The organism is Methanoculleus oceani (assembly GCF_023702065.1).
Taxonomy (GTDB): domain Archaea; phylum Halobacteriota; class Methanomicrobia; order Methanomicrobiales; family Methanoculleaceae; genus Methanoculleus; species Methanoculleus oceani.
In genome coordinates this window covers 881,338-900,742 of the sequence record NZ_QFDM01000002.1, presented here as the reverse complement: position 1 = coordinate 900,742, position 19,405 = coordinate 881,338, and the positions used below count along the sequence as shown (strand labels likewise).

Annotated in this window: 15 protein-coding genes; 5 read left to right on the top strand and 10 right to left on the bottom strand. The window is 62.8% G+C overall.

From position 1 onward, the window contains the following. Positions 1-2: 2 nt before the first annotated feature. From DIC75_RS09540 to DIC75_RS09510, 7 genes are all read right to left on the bottom strand, one after another. The gene (locus DIC75_RS09540; protein WP_250987779.1) at positions 3-1,484 is read right to left on the bottom strand and encodes an MFS transporter; all 1,482 of its coding nucleotides are present in this window, start codon (positions 1,482-1,484) and stop codon (positions 3-5) included. Positions 1,485-1,750: 266 nt separating this feature from the next. Then, the gene (locus DIC75_RS09535; RefSeq protein WP_250987778.1) at positions 1,751-2,563 is read right to left on the bottom strand and encodes a glucose 1-dehydrogenase; all 813 of its coding nucleotides are present in this window, start codon (positions 2,561-2,563) and stop codon (positions 1,751-1,753) included. Positions 2,564-2,649: 86 nt separating this feature from the next. Next, positions 2,650-3,534, bottom strand: coding sequence for a thiamine pyrophosphate-dependent enzyme (locus tag DIC75_RS09530; RefSeq protein WP_250987777.1), 885 nt, complete (start codon positions 3,532-3,534; stop codon positions 2,650-2,652). Beyond that, positions 3,531-5,189: a 2-oxoacid:acceptor oxidoreductase subunit alpha gene (locus tag DIC75_RS09525; RefSeq protein WP_250987776.1), complete on the bottom strand. Its 1,659-nt coding sequence runs from the start codon at positions 5,187-5,189 to the stop codon at positions 3,531-3,533. The genes DIC75_RS09530 and DIC75_RS09525 overlap by 4 nt, the downstream gene beginning before the upstream one ends. Before the next feature lie 258 nt (positions 5,190-5,447). Next, positions 5,448-6,194, bottom strand: a complete 747-nt coding sequence (locus tag DIC75_RS09520) for an MJ1433 family protein (protein WP_250987775.1) — start codon at positions 6,192-6,194, stop codon at positions 5,448-5,450. Positions 6,195-6,249: 55 nt separating this feature from the next. Next, positions 6,250-7,383, bottom strand: a complete 1,134-nt coding sequence (locus DIC75_RS09515) for an NAD-dependent epimerase/dehydratase family protein (RefSeq protein ID WP_250987774.1) — start codon at positions 7,381-7,383, stop codon at positions 6,250-6,252. A 187-nt stretch (positions 7,384-7,570) separates the two neighbouring features. Then, the gene (locus DIC75_RS09510) at positions 7,571-9,160 is read right to left on the bottom strand and encodes an FMN-binding glutamate synthase family protein (RefSeq protein ID WP_250987773.1); all 1,590 of its coding nucleotides are present in this window, start codon (positions 9,158-9,160) and stop codon (positions 7,571-7,573) included. Between the two features lie 357 nt (positions 9,161-9,517). Between DIC75_RS09510 and DIC75_RS09505 the strand changes: the two genes are divergently transcribed. Continuing rightward, positions 9,518-9,871, top strand: coding sequence for a hypothetical protein (locus DIC75_RS09505; protein WP_250987772.1), 354 nt, complete (start codon positions 9,518-9,520; stop codon positions 9,869-9,871). Between the two features lie 117 nt (positions 9,872-9,988). Here DIC75_RS09505 and DIC75_RS09500 read toward each other — a convergent pair whose 3' ends face one another. Continuing rightward, positions 9,989-10,669, bottom strand: coding sequence for a 2,5-diamino-6-(ribosylamino)-4(3H)-pyrimidinone 5'-phosphate reductase (locus DIC75_RS09500; RefSeq protein ID WP_250987771.1), 681 nt, complete (start codon positions 10,667-10,669; stop codon positions 9,989-9,991). A gap of 290 nt (positions 10,670-10,959) precedes the next feature. Between DIC75_RS09500 and DIC75_RS09495 the strand changes: the two genes are divergently transcribed. From DIC75_RS09495 to DIC75_RS09485, 3 genes are all read left to right on the top strand, one after another. After that, on the top strand, positions 10,960-12,690 hold the full coding sequence (locus tag DIC75_RS09495) for a sensor histidine kinase (RefSeq protein ID WP_250987770.1): 1,731 nt from the start codon (positions 10,960-10,962) through the stop codon (positions 12,688-12,690). Between the two features lie 3 nt (positions 12,691-12,693). Continuing rightward, on the top strand, positions 12,694-13,119 hold the full coding sequence (locus DIC75_RS09490) for a response regulator (RefSeq protein ID WP_250987769.1): 426 nt from the start codon (positions 12,694-12,696) through the stop codon (positions 13,117-13,119). Positions 13,120-13,225: 106 nt separating this feature from the next. After that, positions 13,226-14,551: a glycosyltransferase gene (locus DIC75_RS09485; protein WP_250987768.1), complete on the top strand. Its 1,326-nt coding sequence runs from the start codon at positions 13,226-13,228 to the stop codon at positions 14,549-14,551. 82 nt (positions 14,552-14,633) lie between these two features. Here DIC75_RS09485 and DIC75_RS09480 read toward each other — a convergent pair whose 3' ends face one another. Next, entirely contained in the window at positions 14,634-15,125 is a 492-nt protein-coding gene (locus tag DIC75_RS09480) for an Hsp20/alpha crystallin family protein (RefSeq protein WP_250987767.1), read from the bottom strand. A 319-nt stretch (positions 15,126-15,444) separates the two neighbouring features. On the opposite strand from DIC75_RS09480, the gene DIC75_RS09475 reads away from it, so the two are divergent. Further along, the gene (locus DIC75_RS09475) at positions 15,445-16,776 is read left to right on the top strand and encodes a hypothetical protein (RefSeq protein WP_250987766.1); all 1,332 of its coding nucleotides are present in this window, start codon (positions 15,445-15,447) and stop codon (positions 16,774-16,776) included. Positions 16,777-16,989: 213 nt separating this feature from the next. Here DIC75_RS09475 and DIC75_RS09470 read toward each other — a convergent pair whose 3' ends face one another. Then, entirely contained in the window at positions 16,990-19,386 is a 2,397-nt protein-coding gene (locus DIC75_RS09470; protein ID WP_250987765.1) for a PAS domain S-box protein, read from the bottom strand. Positions 19,387-19,405: the final 19 nt, after the last annotated feature.

Genomic DNA, 19,405 nt, shown 5'->3' with positions numbered 1-19,405 from the left:
CACTACCGCTTCTTCTTCCCCCGGCGGCTCCCGGCGGACGAGAAGGGGAACTTCACGAAGTCCCGGAGGCCCCCTGCGGGGGAGAAGTTGCGCATATCCCGGCGGACCCCCGCGATGAGTTCGTCGACGACCTCCTGCTCCTTCGCCTCCCCCTCCTCCTGCACCACCGTCAGGCGGTGGAGGGAGTAGAGGCCGAGGATGAAGGCGAAGAGGAAGAAGAACTCCCACTGCTGGACGTCGAGGGTGACGAAGACGAGCTCCTGCACCGGGTCCTTCCAGATCAGGGTCCAGATGAGTTCCCGCTCGGCGAAGAAGTCCACGAGGAGCCCGCCGAGGATCGGGGCGACCCCCGCTGCGACCGAGTTTGCGAAGGTGCTCGCTGCAAGGTAGCTGGTCGCCTGACCCTGCGGGGCCATCTTCAGGCTGATGTTTCCCGAAGCGAGCGAGACCCCCGCAAGCGAGATCCCCATCAGGATGTGGATGAGGATGAGCAGCGGGTAGGTCAGGATGTAGACGTTGGGGAGCGTGACGAACATCCACGCGAAGATCGCGAGCATGAAAAGCGGGCCGCTCACGGCAAGGACCGACTTGTTGGAGTAGCGGTCGGAGACCCGGCCCCACGAGCGGTAGAAGACGATGTTCATCACCTGGCTGAGGACGCTGAGAGCGACGACGACCGAGATATCGAGGCCGATCCTCTGCAGCATGTAGACCGTGAAGAACGGCGCCGCGAGGTTGACGGCGAAGTTCCACGAACCGAGGAATACGATGAGGTTCTTGAAGTTGATGTCCGCAAAAGGCTTTTTGATCGCGGCGAGCAGGCCGTCCTCCCCGTCCCCGACGGCCATCCGGGGCTCGGGCGTTCGGGCGAGGAGCGTGATCCCGAAGAGGCCGGCGATGAGCCCGAGGAGGAAGAGGATCGAGTAGCCGTAGGCTGCAAGGTCCGGGAAGACGGCCTCCCACGAGTCGATGAAGAAACCGGCGGCGAGGCTGATGACGAGTGCGATACCCGTGGAGAGGGTCAGCCGCCGGGAGAAGAAGTCGCCGAGCCGGTCCTGCGGTATGAGGTCCCGCATCCAGGAGTTCCAGCCGCAGTGGGAGACCGCCGAGAACGACGCGTAGAGAGCAATTGAGGCGATGAGCACGAATATCCCCTGCTCCGGCGAGAGGAAGAACGGTATCAGGACGATGGGTATCCAGCAGAGGCGGGCGGCGAACGACGCCGCCACGACCACCAGCCTCCTCCTCCTGACGCGTTCGACGATGTAGATGGCGGGTATCTGCAGGAGTTCTGCGAGTGGGGGGATGGCGGCAAGCAGGCCGATGACGGTGTTGGACGCGCCGAGCTGCAGGGCGAAGGCCACGAGGAAGATGCCGCCGGTCAGCGTCACCATCGCCTGGGTGGCAAGGCCGTCCCTGATGACGAGTTTTAAGCCGTGACGGACCTCTTCTTCCGTCAGGTTCTCTTTTGCCTCAAAGACCATGATATACCCGCGTCCCCTCTCCTTATGCTCACGGAACCGTTCACCTCGAAGGATCGCCCGGCGGCAGGGCTGGATCTCCCCTTCCCGGGACTGCCGGAACAGACCCTATGCCGGGCGCTTTTTTCGAGCCATATCGTATAAAAATAGAATTATATTAATCTGTTTGAATGAATCCCGCCTCCCGCCGGGGTCTTCCTGTGTGGGGGCCGGAGTGATCCCGGCCGTTCTCCTGCAGGGCACCCGGGAGGCGGGCGCGGTATGGTTTCTCAAGTCCCCGACGACCACGGGGTCCTGAAGTCGGCACAGAGCGTCAGTCCGCCGTCCACGTAGATGGTCTGCCCGGTGATGTAGGCGGCCTCGTCGGAGGCGAGGAAGGCAAAGACCGCGGCAATCTCCTCGGGCTCTCCGGCGCGTCCCATCGGGATGTGGCCTTCTACAGCCGCCCTCTTCTCGGGGTCTCCCGCCCACTCCCGGTTTAGCGGGGTTACGATCGCGCCGGGGGCGACCGTGTTGACCCGGATGCCCTGCCCGGCATACTCGAGCGCGAGCGTCCTCGCGAGAGCCCCGAGTCCCGCCTTGCTCGCGGCGTAAGGGGCGTAGTGGGGTTTCGGGATGGTCTCGTGAACCGAGGTGTTGTTGAGGATGATGCCCCCGCCCCTGCGGTCGAGGAAATGCCGCACCGCCTCCCGTGCGCAGAGGAACGCGCCCCGGAGGTTCACCGCGAGGACCCGGTCGTAAGCGTCCATGGCCATCTCGTGGGTCGGGCTTTCGGTCTGGATGCCCGCGTTGTTGACCAGGACATCGAGCCGCCCCCACGCCTTGAGGACCTCCCGGAATATGCGCTCGACGTCCTCTTCGCTCGCGACGTCCCCCTGGACCAGCATCTCCCGGCATCCTTTCTCGCGGATGATGCTGCAGGTCTTCTGGGCCTCCTCAAGCGTTATCTCTGCCTCCCTTTCGCTCGAGTGATAGTTTATGGCGACGTTTGCACCTTCGTCCGCGAACCTGATCGCCGTCGCCCGGCCGATGCCGGTCGAACCCCCGGTAACGAGGACGTTCTTTCCTTCCAGCCGTTTCATCTCCTTTCACCCCTTCCGGGTTCCGGGCACCCTGCCCGTCCCGGCCCCCTGTGTTCCGGGAGGGATATGAAGGTCCCGGTCGGGGCTCACCGCCACTCTTCGAGAGCCTTCCGGACGAGTGCCCGCCTCTCCGGCCTCCCGGCGGTGAGCGCCCGGAACTTCTCTTCGTAGATGGGTTTTTCGACGGAGTAGAACGTTCCGAGCGGGATCGGTGCTTCACGGTCGTAGTCCCATTCCCGGATCTTTGAAAGAGCGCTCTCGAACCGGCCGGTGTCGACCTCGCCCTCCTGCACCTCGTAGGCGTGCTCGTTATAGTAGTCGGTCAGGTTGAAGTAGGTCGCGCAGATCTGGAGGACGTCGACGAACGAGAACCCCCGGTGCACGATCGCTTCCTTGAAGAGGTCTTTTAAGTGCTGGACTTTTCTCGTGTAGCCCCGCGCGATGTGGGTGGCCCCGGCGGCGAGCATCACCTCGAGAGGGTTTATAGGGTGCTCCGTGATCCCGCCGGGGGTGGAGCGGCCTTTAAAGCCGGTGGGCGACGTCGGGGTGTACTGCCCCGTCGTCAGCCCGTAGACCCGGTTGTCGTGGACGATCACAGTGATGTCGCTGTTGCGTTTTGCCGCGAAGATGAGGTGGTCGAGACCCTCGGCGTAGATGTCCCCGTCCCCGACGTGGCAGATCACCTTTAAGTCCGGATTTGCGAGGCGCATCCCGGTGGCCGCCGGGATCGAACGGCCGTGGATGCCGTAGAAACTGTTGATATTCAGGTAATCGACCAGTTTCCCGTGGCACCCGATGCCGCCGAGGAGGACGAAGTTCTCGAGGGGGATCCCCTCCTCCTCCGAGAGTTCGGCGATGGCCGACTTCATCATGTGCTGGATCGAGAAGTTGCCGCACCCCGGGCACCAGGTGTTCTGGGCCGGGCTGACGAGACTGCCGGCCACTTTTCCGGCAGGCTGCTTGGGGGTCATGCGAAGACCTCCAGGAGTCTCGTCTCCAGTTCATCGACCGCAAACGGCCGCCCGTCGTACTTCAGGACCGGGCGGCCGGGGTCGAAGCCCTGCTGCCGGAGGAGGCGGGCGAGCTGTCCGGTGGCGTTGTTCTCGACGCAGGCGACCCTCCCCGCCCCGATCATCGCCTCCTTCCATTGCCGGGCGGGGAAGGGTGCAAGCACGATCGGCTGGACGACCCTTGCTCCGAACCGTTCGGCGGCCTCGATGCAGGCCCACTTCTCCGATCCCCAGCAGACGATCGTCGTACCGGCGTCCCGTGCGCCGTAAGCCTTCACCGCCGGGTAGGTGGCAAGTTCCGCCCTGAGACTCTCGCCCTTCCTGAATCTCATCTCCTGCAGTTCAATGACCTCTCCACTCTCTTCCGTCGTGAACCCGACCTCGTCGTGGGCGTAACTGGTTGCCTTGACGACGGCGCCTTCCCTTCCCGGGAAGGCGAGCGGCGATACTCCGCTCTCGGTCCGGGCATACCGCCGGTACTCCCCTGCACCGTCCCAGAGTACGGGTTCCCGGTCCGGGAGCTCTGCAACTGCCCCGATATCGAAAGAGCAGGCTCCTTCCGCGAGTGTCTTGTCGGTCAGGACGATCGCGGGGACCTGGTACCGCCAGGAGAGCATCAGGGCGGTCGCCGACCAGGTGTAGGCCTCCTCGAGATCGCCCGGGGCGACGACGAGCCGGGGGAACTCCCCCTGGCCTGCGTTCAGGACGAAGTGGAGATCGCCCTGGGCGGTGTAGGTCGGCATGCCGGTGCTCGGGCCGGGCCGCTGCCCCATCACGATCGTCACGGGAATCTCGGACATCCCCGCAAGGGAGAGGCCTTCGGTCATCAGGCAGAACCCGCCGCCCGAGGTGCCGACCGCCGTCTTCTCGCCGGCGTAGGCAAGCCCGAGCGCCATCAGGATGACGCCGATCTCGTTTTCAGGGTGGATGACCCTGACTGCGAGGTCTTCGGCGCGGTTGGCGAGGAAGTGGAGGAGACTTGATGACGGTGTCATCGGGTAGGCGACGTAGGTGTCGAGCCCGCCGTAAACGAGCCCGAGTCCCGCGGCCTCGTTTCCCGTCAGGACCGGGAGTGCCGGGGCATCGAGCGGCTCGACGGTGAAGACACTCTCCACGGCGTCGTAGCCCCGCCCGGCGACCCGGAGGTTCGCCTCCAGGTGCTTTGCGGGGACGGTCGTGCGGAGGACATCATCGAGCACCTCCCGGCCGATGCCCGCCACCCGGGCAAGCGCCCCGAGCATCGCTGAGTTTCCGGTGATCGGGGGTGCCTTCTCCTCCTTGACGATCGTGTCGAGCGGGAGGCCGTAGCCCTCCGCCTGCACCGCCTGCGAGGCGTCGTAGATGACCGTCGTGCCGCTGTGGACCCTCTGGCGGTGGTTATCGATGCTGTTCTGGTCGAAGGCGAGGAGGACGTCGACCGGGGTGCGGTGCGCCCCGATCGCCTTCTCCGAGGCCCGGATGATCGCGAAGTTGTGCCCGCCCCGGATGAGCGAGGGGTAATCGAAGTACATGTAGGTGCGGTAGCCGAGGCGGGAGAAGAGAGCGGCGATGGAGAGGCCGGCCGTGTTGATGCCCTCCCCGGCCTTTCCGCCGATCAGTACGGAGTATTCGCCCATGGTGATCAGGCGTGTCGTAGCCTGCCGGCGGGTATATATGTTGTGCCCTCTCCGGGGGCGTGGCGAGTATGGCTGTCTGCAAGTGCGAATTGATGCGGTCTCATGCGAAGCCGCGAAGTGCGATGGCCCAAGGGGCCGGAGCTCAAGCACCGTCAGGTGCGAAGAACGCGAAGCCCGGCATATTGTTGGCGACTCTCCTTCGCGGCTTCGCGTGAGTCAAAGTAATCGACGGATTGTGCTACCGTCTCGCGCGACTTCTTACCGGACAACCGGCGACGCCGTCTCGTCGAAGGGGTTCGAACGCATCGCGAGCGAGAAGAGGTAGGGGTAGTTCTTCTGGAGATACTCCATGTAGCCGAGCCACTGGCCGACGAGCAGGCCGTAAACCCTTGCGATGTCCCCGCCGAGGTGGGCGATGTCGCTCTCCGGGAGCCCGGCGAAGTCCCCCCGCCGTTCGAGTTCCTCGGTCAGGTGGAAGACCGCCCGTAGAAGGTCGGTGAACGACTCGTGCTCCATGAGGACGGGGTTTTCGAGCAGGCGAAGGAGGAAGCCCCGCCGCTCTGTGAGGTACCGGCAGAGTCCCTGCAGGTCCGCATCGTCGATGACGACGCTGCAGGTGTGGTGCCGGAGGCGGTCGCGCACCGCGGAAAACGTCTCCGGCGTCCAGGCATTCGTCACGACAAGATCCTGCCGGACCTCCGCGAGGCGGGGGTCGTGGTTCGAGAGGAAGGTGAGGAGCCCGGTGCCGACCTCCGAGAAGAAGGTGCCGATGACCATGTTCAGTTTCTCCAGCCTCTCGCGCTTTGCCCTGACGCTCAGGAGCTGATTCAGGATGAGGGTGACCAGGAGGACGTTGATCGGGAGAAACCCGAGAGCGTTGAAGATGTACTGGTAGGTGTTCTCGGGGTCGCCGAGCAGGAGATATTTCACGCTATAGATGACGACCGAAAAGGCGACCAGGACAATCCCGAGGCGTACTTCCCAGGTCCGGAGGCTGAGGCGCATAATACAATTATGATACGACCGATGGGAAAAATAAAGGTTGGGGCCCGGGCGGCCTTCAGACATGGAGGCGCGACGACGCCGGTATCTTGAGAGGTGCGGGAACCTTCCGCCGCTCTGCGATCTCCGCCTCGACCCAGGCGACCAGGCCGAGCAGGCCCGCATCGAGGGTGACCCCGGGCTCGTAGCCGAGGACCTCCCGGGCACGGCTGATGTCTGCGATGCAGTGGCGGATATCGCCGATCCGGCCGATCCCCATGACCGCCGGGGAGAGGTGCTGCCGCCCGGTTATCGCGGCAAGGAGATCGGCGACGGTCCGGAACGTATGGGGGCGGCCGCTCCCGATGTTGAACGTCATGCCGGCGGCGCGGGGTGACTCAAGGGCCAGGCGGAAGGCACGCACCGCATCGTAGACGCTCACGAAGTCGCGCTGCTGGTAACCGTCCTCGAAGAGGCGCACGGGAAGACCCTGGAGCAGGCGGGACGCGTACTCGGTCAGCATGCCGGAGTACGGGCTGGCATACCCCTGGTGCGGACCGTAGACGGAAAAGAGCCGGAGAATGGTCGTCGGGATGCCATATGACTCCCCGATCAGCCTGCACATCTCCTCCTGGTCGTACTTGGAGACGGCGTACACCGAGAGCGGCGACGCCTCCTTTGTCTCCGGTGTGGGAAGGGGGTAGATCACCTCCCCGTCCGGGCTCCGGGGCTCCCAGTCGCCCCTTGCCACCTCTCCCGGAGAGCGCCGGATCTTCGGGTAGACGGTGCCGTTGTACGAGCAGTATAAGCCTTCCCCATAGACGACGCTGCTCGAGGCGACGATGAGCCGCTCTACCGGGTGGTCGAGCAAGGCCTCGAGGAGGACGGCGGTCCCGGCGGTGTTGACGCTCATGTACTTCTCGATCTGGTACATGCTCGATCGCTCCCCGACGACCGCCGCCAGGTGAATGACGGCGTCGACCCCATCAAGAGCCTCCTTCACGCGGTGTGGGTCCCGGATATCCCCGACGAGGACCTTCGCCCGCCGGTCGAGATGGGCTGGCCGGCGCCGCTCCGGGCCGTGCACCCGTGGCGTCAGGTTATCGAGGATGCGGACCCCGTAGCCGTGCTGCAGCAACTCCGTTGCGAGGTGCGACCCGATGAATCCTGCTCCCCCGGTGATGAGAATGGTCGGACTTGTATCCCTGTGCATGGTATATCAGGCACACCTGATGCACTCTTCGCATTAAATATTATCGCGGATGCGAAATATTATTAAAAAGTGTTTATCTGGGGTATTTGTACCTCCCCCGGTTGTTTTCCCCCTCACGGCCCAACGCTTTGGACGTGGTGCGCGGCCTGCCGGGGGAGGAGATTCGCCTCTCTGTACCGCCCCGTGCTCACGAGTCGAGGACCGCTTCGGCAGCGTCGCGGTAGGCCCGCATCACGTACGGGATGCCGGAGACCGCTTCCGCCTCCTCGGTCAGCGCCATCAGGTCGCTCCGGGCGACCGTCCCGAGGCTGAAGTTCCGGCTACCGGCCATGACCTGCTGGAGTCCGGTCCTGAACCTCTGGGCGTAGGTGTAGATGCCGAGTGCTCCGAGCGGGATCTCGTTGATCCGGCCGGGGAACTTCTCCTTGAGTTCCTCGTAACAGACGAAGATCTCCTCGACGCCGCTGCCGTACTTCGAGACGGTCTTGGGGAGTTCGCCGTTTGCGAGCCACTTCTCGATGTTCTTCCCGACCATGCCGGGGATCATCAGGCCGCGGCCCATGCAGACCGCTTTGACGTAGGGGCTTCCCATGGCGAGCGCCTTGAAGACGTTTGCCTCGTCTGCAAACCCGCCGGCGATGGCGATGTCCGGGACCCGGATACCCCGTGCCTTCAGCCGCTCGGCGAACTGGTAAGCGAGGGACTCAATGTAGAACGTCGGGATGCCCCACTCGTTCATCATCGGCCAGGGGCTCATTCCCGTACCGCCGGGCGCGCCGTCGATGGTGAGGAGGTCGATCTTTGCTTCGGAACTGTAACGGATTGCCATTGCGAGTTCGACGGCCGAGTAGGCGCCGGTCTTGAGGGTGACCCGCTTGAACCCGATGTCGCGGAGCCGGTCGACCTCCTCGAGGAACCCTTCACGGGTGACGAAACCGAGACGGGAGTGCCGCTCGAACTCCTTTATGGCGCCGTCCTTGAAGGCTGCCTGCACTTCGGAGGACCTGGGGTCCGGGAGGACGATGTAGCCGCGATCTTTGAGCTGGTTCGCCCGGTCGATGCTGCCGACCTTGATCTCGCCGCCGATGCACTTTGCGCCCTGACCCCACTTCAGTTCGATCGTCTCCAGGTTGTGCTTCGAGGAGACATACTCCGCGGTTCCAAGCCGCGTGTCCTCCACGTTCAACTGCACCAGGAGTTCGCCGTACCTGTCATGGAATCTCCGGTAGGTTTCGATACGCCGGTCCATCTCGGGCGACTTGCTGACCTTGCCGTTGTGGTCGAGCACCAGTTTCGGGTCGACCCCGCAGACGTTCTCTCCACAGACGAGGGTGATGCCCGCTATGGCGGCCCCGATGGAGAAGTGCTCCCAGTTGGCCCTGGCGATCTCGGTCGACCCGAGCGCCCCGGTGAAGATGGGGACCCGCATCGGGACCTTGATATCCCACCCGTACTCGGTCCTGGTGTCTACTTCCGAGAACACCGCGGTGTCGGGGTTGGCCTCGACGCCTTCGGGGAGCCCCTTCGCACCCTGCGCGTAGCCCTGGATGTTCAGGTGCGAGTAGTCGATCGGGTAGTTCTTGTCCGCACCGGCGGTGATCTCGCCGAACGGGCCGGGATAGAGGACTTCCCTGCCCCGGAAAGAGGAGAGCCAGATCTCGCAGCTTCCCTTGCAGCCGTCGACACACCGGGTGCAGATGCCCGACATGGGCACGACGTCCCGGGAGCGGTTGGTCGTTCCCGTTGCTTCGTTAGCATTCGGTCTTTTTAGATTCATTTTTTGTACCTCTATGGGTATAGATAGAAGTTTCCTTCTCGCAGCCATAAACATTGCGTATTTTACGTATTGGTGGCTAGTCTGTCCGGGATATTCTCAAACTCCATTGGGCTATTGCTCTGACCTGAGTGCTATTTCCTCCGGACTGGCCGGTTAGGGGCGACACCCGGTATTTAGATTGCCGCATGCCGAACACGCTGCATGCGTGACGAAAGGGTGAAATACCTTGATGTGCATGAATGCTTTATGAACTTCAGGTTGCTACCTGCTCTGATTGTACTTCTACTCGCATTTTCGTTCTGCGCCGCATGCACCGGCTCCGGAGAGCCCGAAGGCCCCACCCCGAGGGAGACGGCAGTGATCACGGCAACGCCCGCGCCCACGACCGCGGCCTCGCTTGCCCCCGGCCCGACGCAGACAGTGCCGCCGGAAAGGGAGGTTGTGTTCGGGATCGAGCCCGGGTACCCCTCCCGCTTTACGCACGACCTCACCATCACCTTCAACGGCGGCAAAGGCCAGGACTTCGTGAACGGCATCGATCTTCGCGTGACCAAATCGACCGGGGAGGTCATCACCGAGAAGATGCAGCCGATCAAGGGCGACAATGTAATCATCAAGAACGCACAGGGTGAGAACAGGGTTGAGATTACCGTCTCCCTCATCACGGGAGGTTCTTACAAGATCAAAGACGAGATCGTAAAGGTTCCATAACCTTCAGATCCTTTTTTTGATTGACCGGTTCGAAGCGCGGTCATCCCGGCAAACGGCCGGGGCTTGAGATCCGCGCTCCCGACGTTTGAGGGGGTGACCGGGCGGGGTGCTCCCGCCTCACGCTCTCTCCACCTTCCATCGCACGAGCAGGCCGTCGTCGAGCCGAACGGCCTCGATGATGCGTAACCGTGCAAAATCCGTCTCCCGGAGAAAACCGGCGCCGTCGGCCGGGGTGGGGGCATCCTTCCCGCCGATGACGATGTTACCGATGAACGTCTGGAGTTCGTCGACGAGCCCCTGTGCAAAAAGCGTCCAGATCAGGGTCCCGCCCCCCTCGACCATCAGGCGCCGGACACCCTGCCGATGCAGATCTTCGAGCAGGACCCTCAGATCGACGGTCCCGTCGCCGGCGACGACGACGGTGGCGTGCTGCCTGAGGGCCTCCACCGTTCCGGGAGAGGCCTCGCTTGAGACGGCGACGATACGCTTCCCGGCCCCCTTGTGGAGGATATCGGCGTCCAGGGGGATCCTCCCTCTGCTGTCCACCACGACGCGGATGGGATTCTCATCCATTCCGGCCGCTCTCCGCCCGGCCCGGAGTTCCGGGGACTTGACGGTGAGCGAGGGGTTGTCGGCGAGCACGGTGCCGATGCCGACCATAATGGCATCGCTCTCCGCCTTGATCCGGTCGACCCGTGAGTAATCTTCACTACCCGAGATTCTCACCTGCCGCCGCTCTTTCGTCGAGATCTTCCCGTCAGCGCTCATGGCGATGTTGACGAAGACAAACGGGCGCATATTTTAGGGTTACACGACGATCTTCATATAGGCTCTCCTCCGGGCGGTACGGGGGCCTGCTACGGTCCCTGCACTCCCTCTCTTCCCGGACAGGGGAAACGTTCGACATTTGCTCTCTAAACTCATGAATTATACTTCTTTTTTGGAAACATTGTCTATTCCTCGTTGCAGGATTTAGAATTGTATATATATCACTTCCGGGCATACTCTTTGTATCTTCTATGTCCTTAAGCCGGTGTCTATCGAGCCATTTCCGTGAAGACCTCTTTACCGGGACGGATATCGTCAAAATGATCGTATTAGTGTCGTTTTCAGCGATATCGCTCATGCTCACGGCTATTGCACCGGATTACAGCGCTTACCTTATCTGTCCCCTGATCTACTGCATTCCCATACTCCTTGCCGCTCTCTGGTTCCCCCGGCAGGGGCTCTGGGTGACCGCATTCCTGATCACCGGGTTCGCGCTCATCCGGACGTATCTGTCGGTCCTCGGTTTCACCATAGACCCGGTGATGACGGGGCTGCACACGATGATCTTCTTCTGGGTCTTCGGGGTCACGACCCTCTTCTCGCAGGACTCCAACCTGATTGCCTCCCGGTGCAGGCGGATCGTCGAAGAGGCCCGCGATGCAAAGTTCCTCTGCGACTCCGAAACCCTCCGGCTGGTCTGCGCCAGCAGGCAGTGTGCCGATATACTCGGTTACACGGCCCAGGAACTCGTCGGCATCCCGGCCGAGATGATCTGGGCTGATGAGGTCGATAAGGTCAGGTTCATCGAGGAGATGAAGCTGGAAGGCTACATCGGCAATATGGAGATGACGCTGCGTGCGCACAATGGCGACGCCCGGACGGTCCTCCTCTCCTGCCGGGCGCTGGTCCCCGAGAACCTCTTCGAGTGCACGGTTGTGGATACCGGCAGGCTCCAGGACGAGAACAAGGACCTCATCCGGTCGAACGGGCGCCTGATGGAACTCATCCAGCAGTCAAACGACATCTTCTTCATGCAGGACACTGCGGGCCGCATCCTGCACTTCTCCTGGCTGCGGTCCCCCGATTACGGGTTCTCTCCCGACGAGGTCGTCGGGCGGGATATGGATTGTCTCCTGCCCGAAGATCTTGCCGCCCAGCATATGGAGCAGGTTCGGAAGGCGATTGAGGAACAGAAGAGTGTCTCGTACGATCTCGATCTGGTGATAGCAGATGCCCGGCACACCTTCTCCGTCACAGTCGCCCCCTATACCGGGGCGGACGGCGTTCTCTCCGGTGTCGTAGGGTCGGCGCGCGACACCACCGAGGTGCGGCGGCAGAGACTTGCCTGCAGGCAGATGTCCTGGGAGGTCGACCAGTGGAAGGGGCTCGTCACCACCCTGTCCCATGAACTGCGCACGCCCCTGCAGCCGCTCATCGGGTACCTCCAGATAATCGTCGAGGATCCCGGGTACTACGGTCTCCCCGGGGAGACGGAGAAACTCCTCAGGACCTGCCTCGAGTGCGCCGGGCAGGAGCAGGCGGTGGTGGAGAAGGTGGTCGAATTGAGTCTGCTTACGATGGATTACGTCGACCTGACCATTCAAGATATACCCCTCCGCAGGCTCGCCGGTTCCGTCGTCTCCGCCGGCGGATACGATACGAAAGCTCAGATTTATAATGAAATACCGGAAGACGTCCGTATCTGGGGTGATCCCGATCGGCTTTACATGGCGGTGGAGTGTCTGGTTTCAAATGCCGTTAAGTATAATGAACCGCCAGAGAAAGTATGGATCCGCTATGCGGGATCAAATGAAAACCATTATATCATGGTGTGCGATAATGGCATCGGTATCCCCGGGGATATCATCGAATCGATCTTCAGGCCCTTCTACATCGGAAGCACCGAAAAACGGGGCCGTAAAGATGGCCGAACCGGTCTGGGTCTCTCGATCGCAAACAAGTATATCCTGTTGCACGGAGGAGAAATAACAGTGACGAGTGCGGTGGGCGAGGGGAGCACCTTCACCATCAGGATACCAAGGGAGGTATGAGTTTTGGGAAACAAGATTATGGTCGTTGACGACGACCTGCCGACGCTGGAAGTAATGGAACTGCTGCTCAAAAAGATCAACCGTGAACCGCTTCTGGTTCACAACGGGTGGGATGCCCTGCGGGCGATCAAGAAAGAGAAACCTGCACTCATCATACTCGATGTGATGATGTCCCCCATAGATGGGTGGCAATTCCTGGAAGAACTGAAGCGAAATGATGAATTCAAGGACATTCCGGTCCTGCTCTTTACCGCAAAGCATGTCTGGCCCGAGGAGTATTCGAAGTATGCGGATGACATCGTCGGTGTCCTTGAAAAGCCCATCTCGCTCGCCGAGTTGAAGACTGCGCTGGAGAGAGCCCTTCCCCGGGATGCCTCTTCTCGCGCAGACGACGACGTTCACCGGACCCCGCAGATCCGAAGCGGATAATCTCTTTTAGGACGCACCCCCACCTGACCGTCCTCCCGGGTCCGCCTGCCCCCTACCGAAAGGCATTTTATCGGCCGGATGTGTATTACCGGATAGTGTTGCTCTCATGATCGTTACGGATCTCCCCGGGTATCCGTCCCTCAAGGAATACCAGCGGATCGTTGGCGCAAAGCAGTTTTCGGCAATCGAGGAACTTGCCGGGCGTCTCTCCGGTGTCAGGCTGCAGGAGATAAACTCGACCCGTCACGGGGGCGGCGTCGCAGAGATCCTGATGTCGTACGTCCCGTTCCTCAACGCGCTCGGCCTCGAGACGACCTGGAGCATCATGGAGGCCGAACCGGCGTTCTTCGATGTCACGAAGACTCTCCACAACTTCCTCCAGGGCCGGGACGGGTTCTCATCGTCGATGATCGAGACTTACTGGGAGGCACAGCGGCAGAATGAAGGGCTGATTGAGGACGATTGTGATGTCGTGACGGTCCATGACCCTCAGCCGCTCGGTCTCATCGAGTTCCTGACGAAGAGGGAACTCAAACAGAAGAGGCTGCTCTGGCGGTGTCATGTCCAGCTGGAGACGATTCCCACCACGACCGTGGGAAGCATCGGCAACATCATGCGGCGGCTGGTCGAGAAGTATAGCGCAAGCGTATTCTCCAGTTTCCAGTACCTCCCTCTCTGGAACGTGCCAAGTTTCATCATCCCGCCGTTCATCGACCCGCTCTCGGAGAAGAACCGCGACCTCCCCCTGACCGAGATCGATGCTACCATAGAGAAGTACGGCATCGATCCGGCAAAACCGATCGTCACCCAGGTCTCCCGCTACGATGTCTTCAAGGACCCCGTGGGTGTCATCCAGGCATTCAAAAGGGTTCGTCAGAAGATCCCCTGCCAGCTCGTCCTCGTCGGCGGGCGTGCTTGCGACGACCCGGAGTGCTTCATCGTCCTGCGCGAGGTCCGCGAGACGGCCGAGGACGATCCCGACATCCACGTCCTCGACCTCCCGCCGGACAGCCACCGGGAGATCAACGCCCTCCAGCGGGCATCGGACGTGATCGTCCAGAAGTCCATAAAAGAGGGGTTCGGGCTGACGGTGACCGAAGGGCTCTGGAAGGGAAAACCCGTCGTCGCCGGGAACGTCGGCGGTATACCGCTCCAGCTTCGCGACGGCTGGAACGGCTACCTGGTATCGACGGTCCAGGAGACCGCCGACCGGATCCTCCACCTCCTCCGGAACCCGGAGAAGGCCGAGGAGATGGGAGCACGGGGCAGGGAGTTCGTGCGGGAGTATTATCTCCTTCCCCGGGGCGTGCAGGACCACCTCGCCGTCATCGACCAGGTGGTCAACGGGAGGATCACCGCCCGGGACAGCGTCATCTGCTACCACCCGCAGGTGGTGACGACCCGGATGGCAGGGTGCGCGGCCCGGTACTGACGGGTGTCTGCTCCGGCGGGTCGAGACGGGCCGGTGAGATACGTATGAGCCGGTGCGCGGTCCGGAGCCGCGCCGGCCCCCGTCACCTGATGGGGATCTCCTTTCCCGATCCGGATTCGGTCTTCACCTTCTTCAGGCGCACTTCGAGAACACCGTTCTTAAACCTGGTTCCGGCACCTTCTCCCATTACGCTCGCGGGCAGGCGTATCAGCCGGCTCATGATGCCGTTCCCGCGCTCGTGGATAGAATAGGCTCCCGGCTCCTCCTCGACCGGCCCGGCACGCCTTGCCGTTATCCGCAGGGTCTGCGGGTTGAGCAGGCTGATCCGGATAGCATCCCCCTCGGCGCCGGGCAGTTCCGCAACAACGATCACCTCATCCCTGTGGTCGAGGATATCTACCCGGAAGTCCGCGGAGAGGCCGGGGAAGTCGTGGCTGCCTTCGCGGGAGACAGGTGGGCTGCCGGAAGCCTCCCTGCTCCGGGCGGCCCTGTCGAACCGGGACTCCCGATCGTCCGTTGTCTCATCGATCTCCCGCCGCCCGGGGCCGGGGGGGTCGTCTTCTCTCCCTGTCATGGTCCTTGCCTCCTGCAGTCTGGTAGTCATCGGATGGCCGGTCGCCATCCGGGGATCTCTCTTGAGGCGGCATACTTAACCTTTGGTACCAGGGTGCGCCCGCCTCCGTTCTTCTCCCATAGCCGCACCTCCGGCGGTGTATATCTTGTGGTCTCCCTGAAGATCCGGGACGGTACCGTCCCGGATAATCCGCCCGGTGTCGCCGGTGCTCTGTCGGAGCAGCCTGGAAAGGCATTCTTCGTCCTCCTTTCCGCCGGCCGTTAGGTTTTTGTGGCGTGACCGGTATGGTGGGAGACCCCCGGGTTTCCGGGGTGCGGGCGTGACCGCAGGGCTCACCGCCCGTGCCGCCGTACTGCCGGAGATGCACCCGCCGATGGAGCCGGCGGGGGTTACGGAGGAAGATGAGATGGCTCAATTCAGACCTTTTGATATGGAGGGCATGCCGATCGAAGAGCAGCCCATGAACTGGAAGGATATGGTCCCGCCCCCCTACGACAAGAAGGCGGTCGACGCCTACACCAGGACCCGGATCATCCTCATGAACGGTATCGAGAACAACGCCGTCATCACGTCGCACGCGATCGAGCGGATGCACCCGGACCCCGAGGTGAAGAAGGCGATGGCCCTGATGCGCCGGATCGACTCCCAGCAGCAGGAGCTGGTCAACTGGCTCAACCCGGCGGACCAGTCGATCATCGAGACCACCCTCGGTTACGAGCAGGTGGCGGTCGACCTCACCGCGAACCTGGCGCAGAACGAGCCGGACCCCTACGTAAAGCAGACGCTGGACTTTGCACTGCTCGAGGACTTCGACCACCTCTACCGCTACAGCTGCCTCTACGACTGCATCGAGGGCGGCGACCCCGAAGTGATCGTCCAGGGCAAGACCGAGGTCAAGCCGGGCAGACCGACGAGCATCGAGCACCGCCACCCCTTTGACTCGATGCGTAAGCACTACGACAAGGATACGGCCGATATCAAGACGAAGATGAACTACATCACGATCACCGCAGCCGAGCAGCAGACGATGCTCTACTACCGGTCGCACGGGTTCATGTATCCCGACGAGATCGCGCGGCAGCTCTACGCAGAGATCGCGGAGATCGAGGAGCAGCACGTGACCCAGTACGGGCTGCTCGGGGATCCGAACGAGACGATGCTCGAGAAGATGGCGATGATGGAACTCAACGAGGCCTACCTCTACCACTCGTGCGCAGAGACCGAGAGCGACCCGAGGATTAAGGGGATCTGGGAGATGTTTGCGAAGATGGAGGTCACGCACTTCAACGAGTGTGCGCGGCTCATCAAGAAGATCGAGGGCCGCGACATCCAGGACCTCGTGAAGGCCGACGTCATCGAGCCCCTGGTGGTCTTCGAGCAGAACAAAGACTACGTCAACAGCGTCATCGATGCTCAACTCGACCTTGCGCCGAACAACATGGAGTATGTGCGGATGCGCGACCTCCCGGACAGCTGGGCGAGTTTCGGCTACCTGCGCGTCATGAACGCGAAGGGCGTCCCGAGCGAGGAGATCGTCGGCAAAGCGGGACCGAACCTTGCAGAGCGCGACCAGGCGGAGAACATCCGGAGGGTCAAGCAGGAGATGGCCCGCCGGGTGGAGAAGGGCATGGCAGCGGTGCCTGCCCGGTGAATACTCTTTTTTAAACGACGTTCCGAAGGAACGGAGTTCGAGAAAACGCTTCGCGTTTTCGAGTAACGACGTTCCGAAGGGTGCGACGGACAGCGTCCGGAGCGTGAGAAGCCTTAGGCTTCGAGCCGCGAGGCCTGGCATATGGGTGTTGACAGTCCTTTTCGCGCCTTCGCGTGATATCATGAGTTACCGGGGAGCGCACATGAGAGCGTCCTACGCTCTCTGCTCCGGTGGGTCGCCTCCCCTGGCCTCCCTGAGGGTGAACCGGAACGCCGCTCCCTCCTCCGGGTGGCCCGGCACCCGGTCCTCCACCCGGATCCTTCCTCCGTAGCGGGCCACGAGCATCCAGCAGATCCGGAGCCCGAGACCCTGGCCGCTCCCCCGGGTCTCCCCCTCCTCGAACCGGGAGAACATTGCTTCCTTCGCATCGTCCGGGATCCCGGGCCCGGTATCGGCGACGGTGACCTGGACCATCCCTTCTTCCTCCGCATCCTCGACCGTTATCCCTATCCCGACGTCCGGCCCGCCGTGTTTGACGGCGTTGCCGATGAGGTTCGTGAAGATCTCCGGGAGGAGGTCGTCGGCGAGGACCGTCACGCGCGGTCCGTCGTAGGTGATACGGGCGTCGGGGAAATGGGCGTTCTCCTGCCGGATCACCCTGTCGAGATCGACAGGCACAGGTCCGGCCCGTCTCTCGCGGATCTTCCGGATGGTGGCGACGTTTGCCGTGATCTCGATGCTCTTTTTGATCCCGGCCTTCAGTTTCCGGGCGTGTCGGGCCGGTTCTCCCTCGAGCTCGTCGATGAGGAGGTCGGCGTAGATGTTCGCGACGTTGTCGGCGTTCCGGATGTCGTGAGTGAGGATATCCAGGTAGAGGTTCGCCTCCCGGTTCGCCGCCTCGAGCCGGGAGTACAGCATCCCCCGGAGGACCCCGGCCCCGAGCTCCCGGCCGACCGCTTCGAGGAGCCGCCGCCCCTCCTGCGAGGTCTTACGGGCGGCGGTGCTCCCGAGCACGAGCGCCCCGACGACCGAGGACTCGGCAACGAGCGGGATGAAAGCGAGGGAGGCGACGCCGAAGTCCGCAAGCACGTCCCGGTCGCGGGTACCCGCTTCCTCTGTCTCCTCGACGAACCAGGGCTGGCCGGCGACGAAGACCCGGTTGTAGGGCCAATGGCTGACGTTGAGTGTCCGGTTCTGCATGAGGGCGAATTCGGAGACCCCCCGGTGGCACCGGAGGACGGCCTGCATCCGATCCCCTCCCTCCAGCATGTAGATCGACCCGACATCGCATCCGAGGTTGTCGAGAACCGCATCAAGCGTGTTGTCGAGCAGCTCGTCCAGGGTGAACGCGGATGCCGACGCGGTGATGACTGCGTTCAGGACGGCAAGCCTCCTGTTCCGGATACTGACCTCTTCCGCCGCCCGTACCCGCTCCGTGACGTCGGCAAGCGAGAAGACCAGCCCCTGGACGTCTCCCCTCGCGTCCTTCACCGGCACGAGGCTCCAGTCCCAGTAGGTCGTCCCGCGTTCGGGCTGGTCAACGTACGCGAACGGCTTTGCGTATACCCGGAACGCCTCCCCGGTATCCCGCACACGCTGAAAGATTGCCTGGTTCTCCGGGTTCGGGAAGAGGTCGAAGTGTTTTCGTCCAAGAAGTTCCTCCTTCGCGTACCCGGCCCCCTCCGCGTAAGCCGTGTTCACGCGGACGAACCGGAACCCGGCATCAAGGTAGGCAAGGTGGACGTCGGTGTACTCCATGACCGTCCGGAGGATGTCGCGCTCTTCGGCGAGGTCGGCGGCGAGCGACTGGTTTTCGACGAGCAGCCGCTCCCGCTCCGCATCCGCCCGTTTTCTCCGTGTGATGTCCCGGGCGAGCCACCGGATCTCCGTAAGGCCGCCCCGGTCGTCCAGGACGGCCGTGGCCGAGAGGGAGACGGGGATGGGCTTTCCGGCCGCCGGCCGGACCCACACCTCGATCCCCCGCAGGGGTTCGGAGGGGCCGCTCGAGAGCTGCGCGACGAGGTCCCGGCAGGCCTCCCCGCACTCCGGGGCGACATACGACCAACAGGACGTCCCGATCAGGCTCTCCCTCTCCCTGCCGAGGAGGAGGGCTCCCGCCTGGTTCACGTCGAGGATCGTTCCTCGCGGGTCGCAGGCGAAGTAGCCGTCGGGGGCGAGATCGAAGAGTTCCCGGTAGTGGCTGCGCTCCTGCTCCAGACGGCGGTACTTCTCCTCACTCTCCTTCCTCGCGGTGATGTCGCTGATGAGAAGGGCCACCGTCCCGCCGCCCGGGACCCGTATCGAACACACAACCCGCCGGGCGGGATCTATCCGGCATTCCAGCCCACAGAGCGCTGTCCCTGCCCGGAGCGCCGTGAGCAGCTGCCCGGCTGCTTCCTGATCGGCGATGAGCGGTGCGATATGGGTGCGGACGAGCGCCATCCCGTCCGCCCCGGAGAGATCCCGCTTGTCCGGCAGTGATAGGAGGCGGCGAAAGGCCCGGTTGACCCACACGACCCTTCTCCCGGCATCGAGCAGGAGCAGACCGTCCTCGACTTCGTCGAGGGAGAAGTCCGGAGCGGATTGAGTCGGAGGTTTCGTTGCGTGCATGGCGCGATCGGTCTCCCGG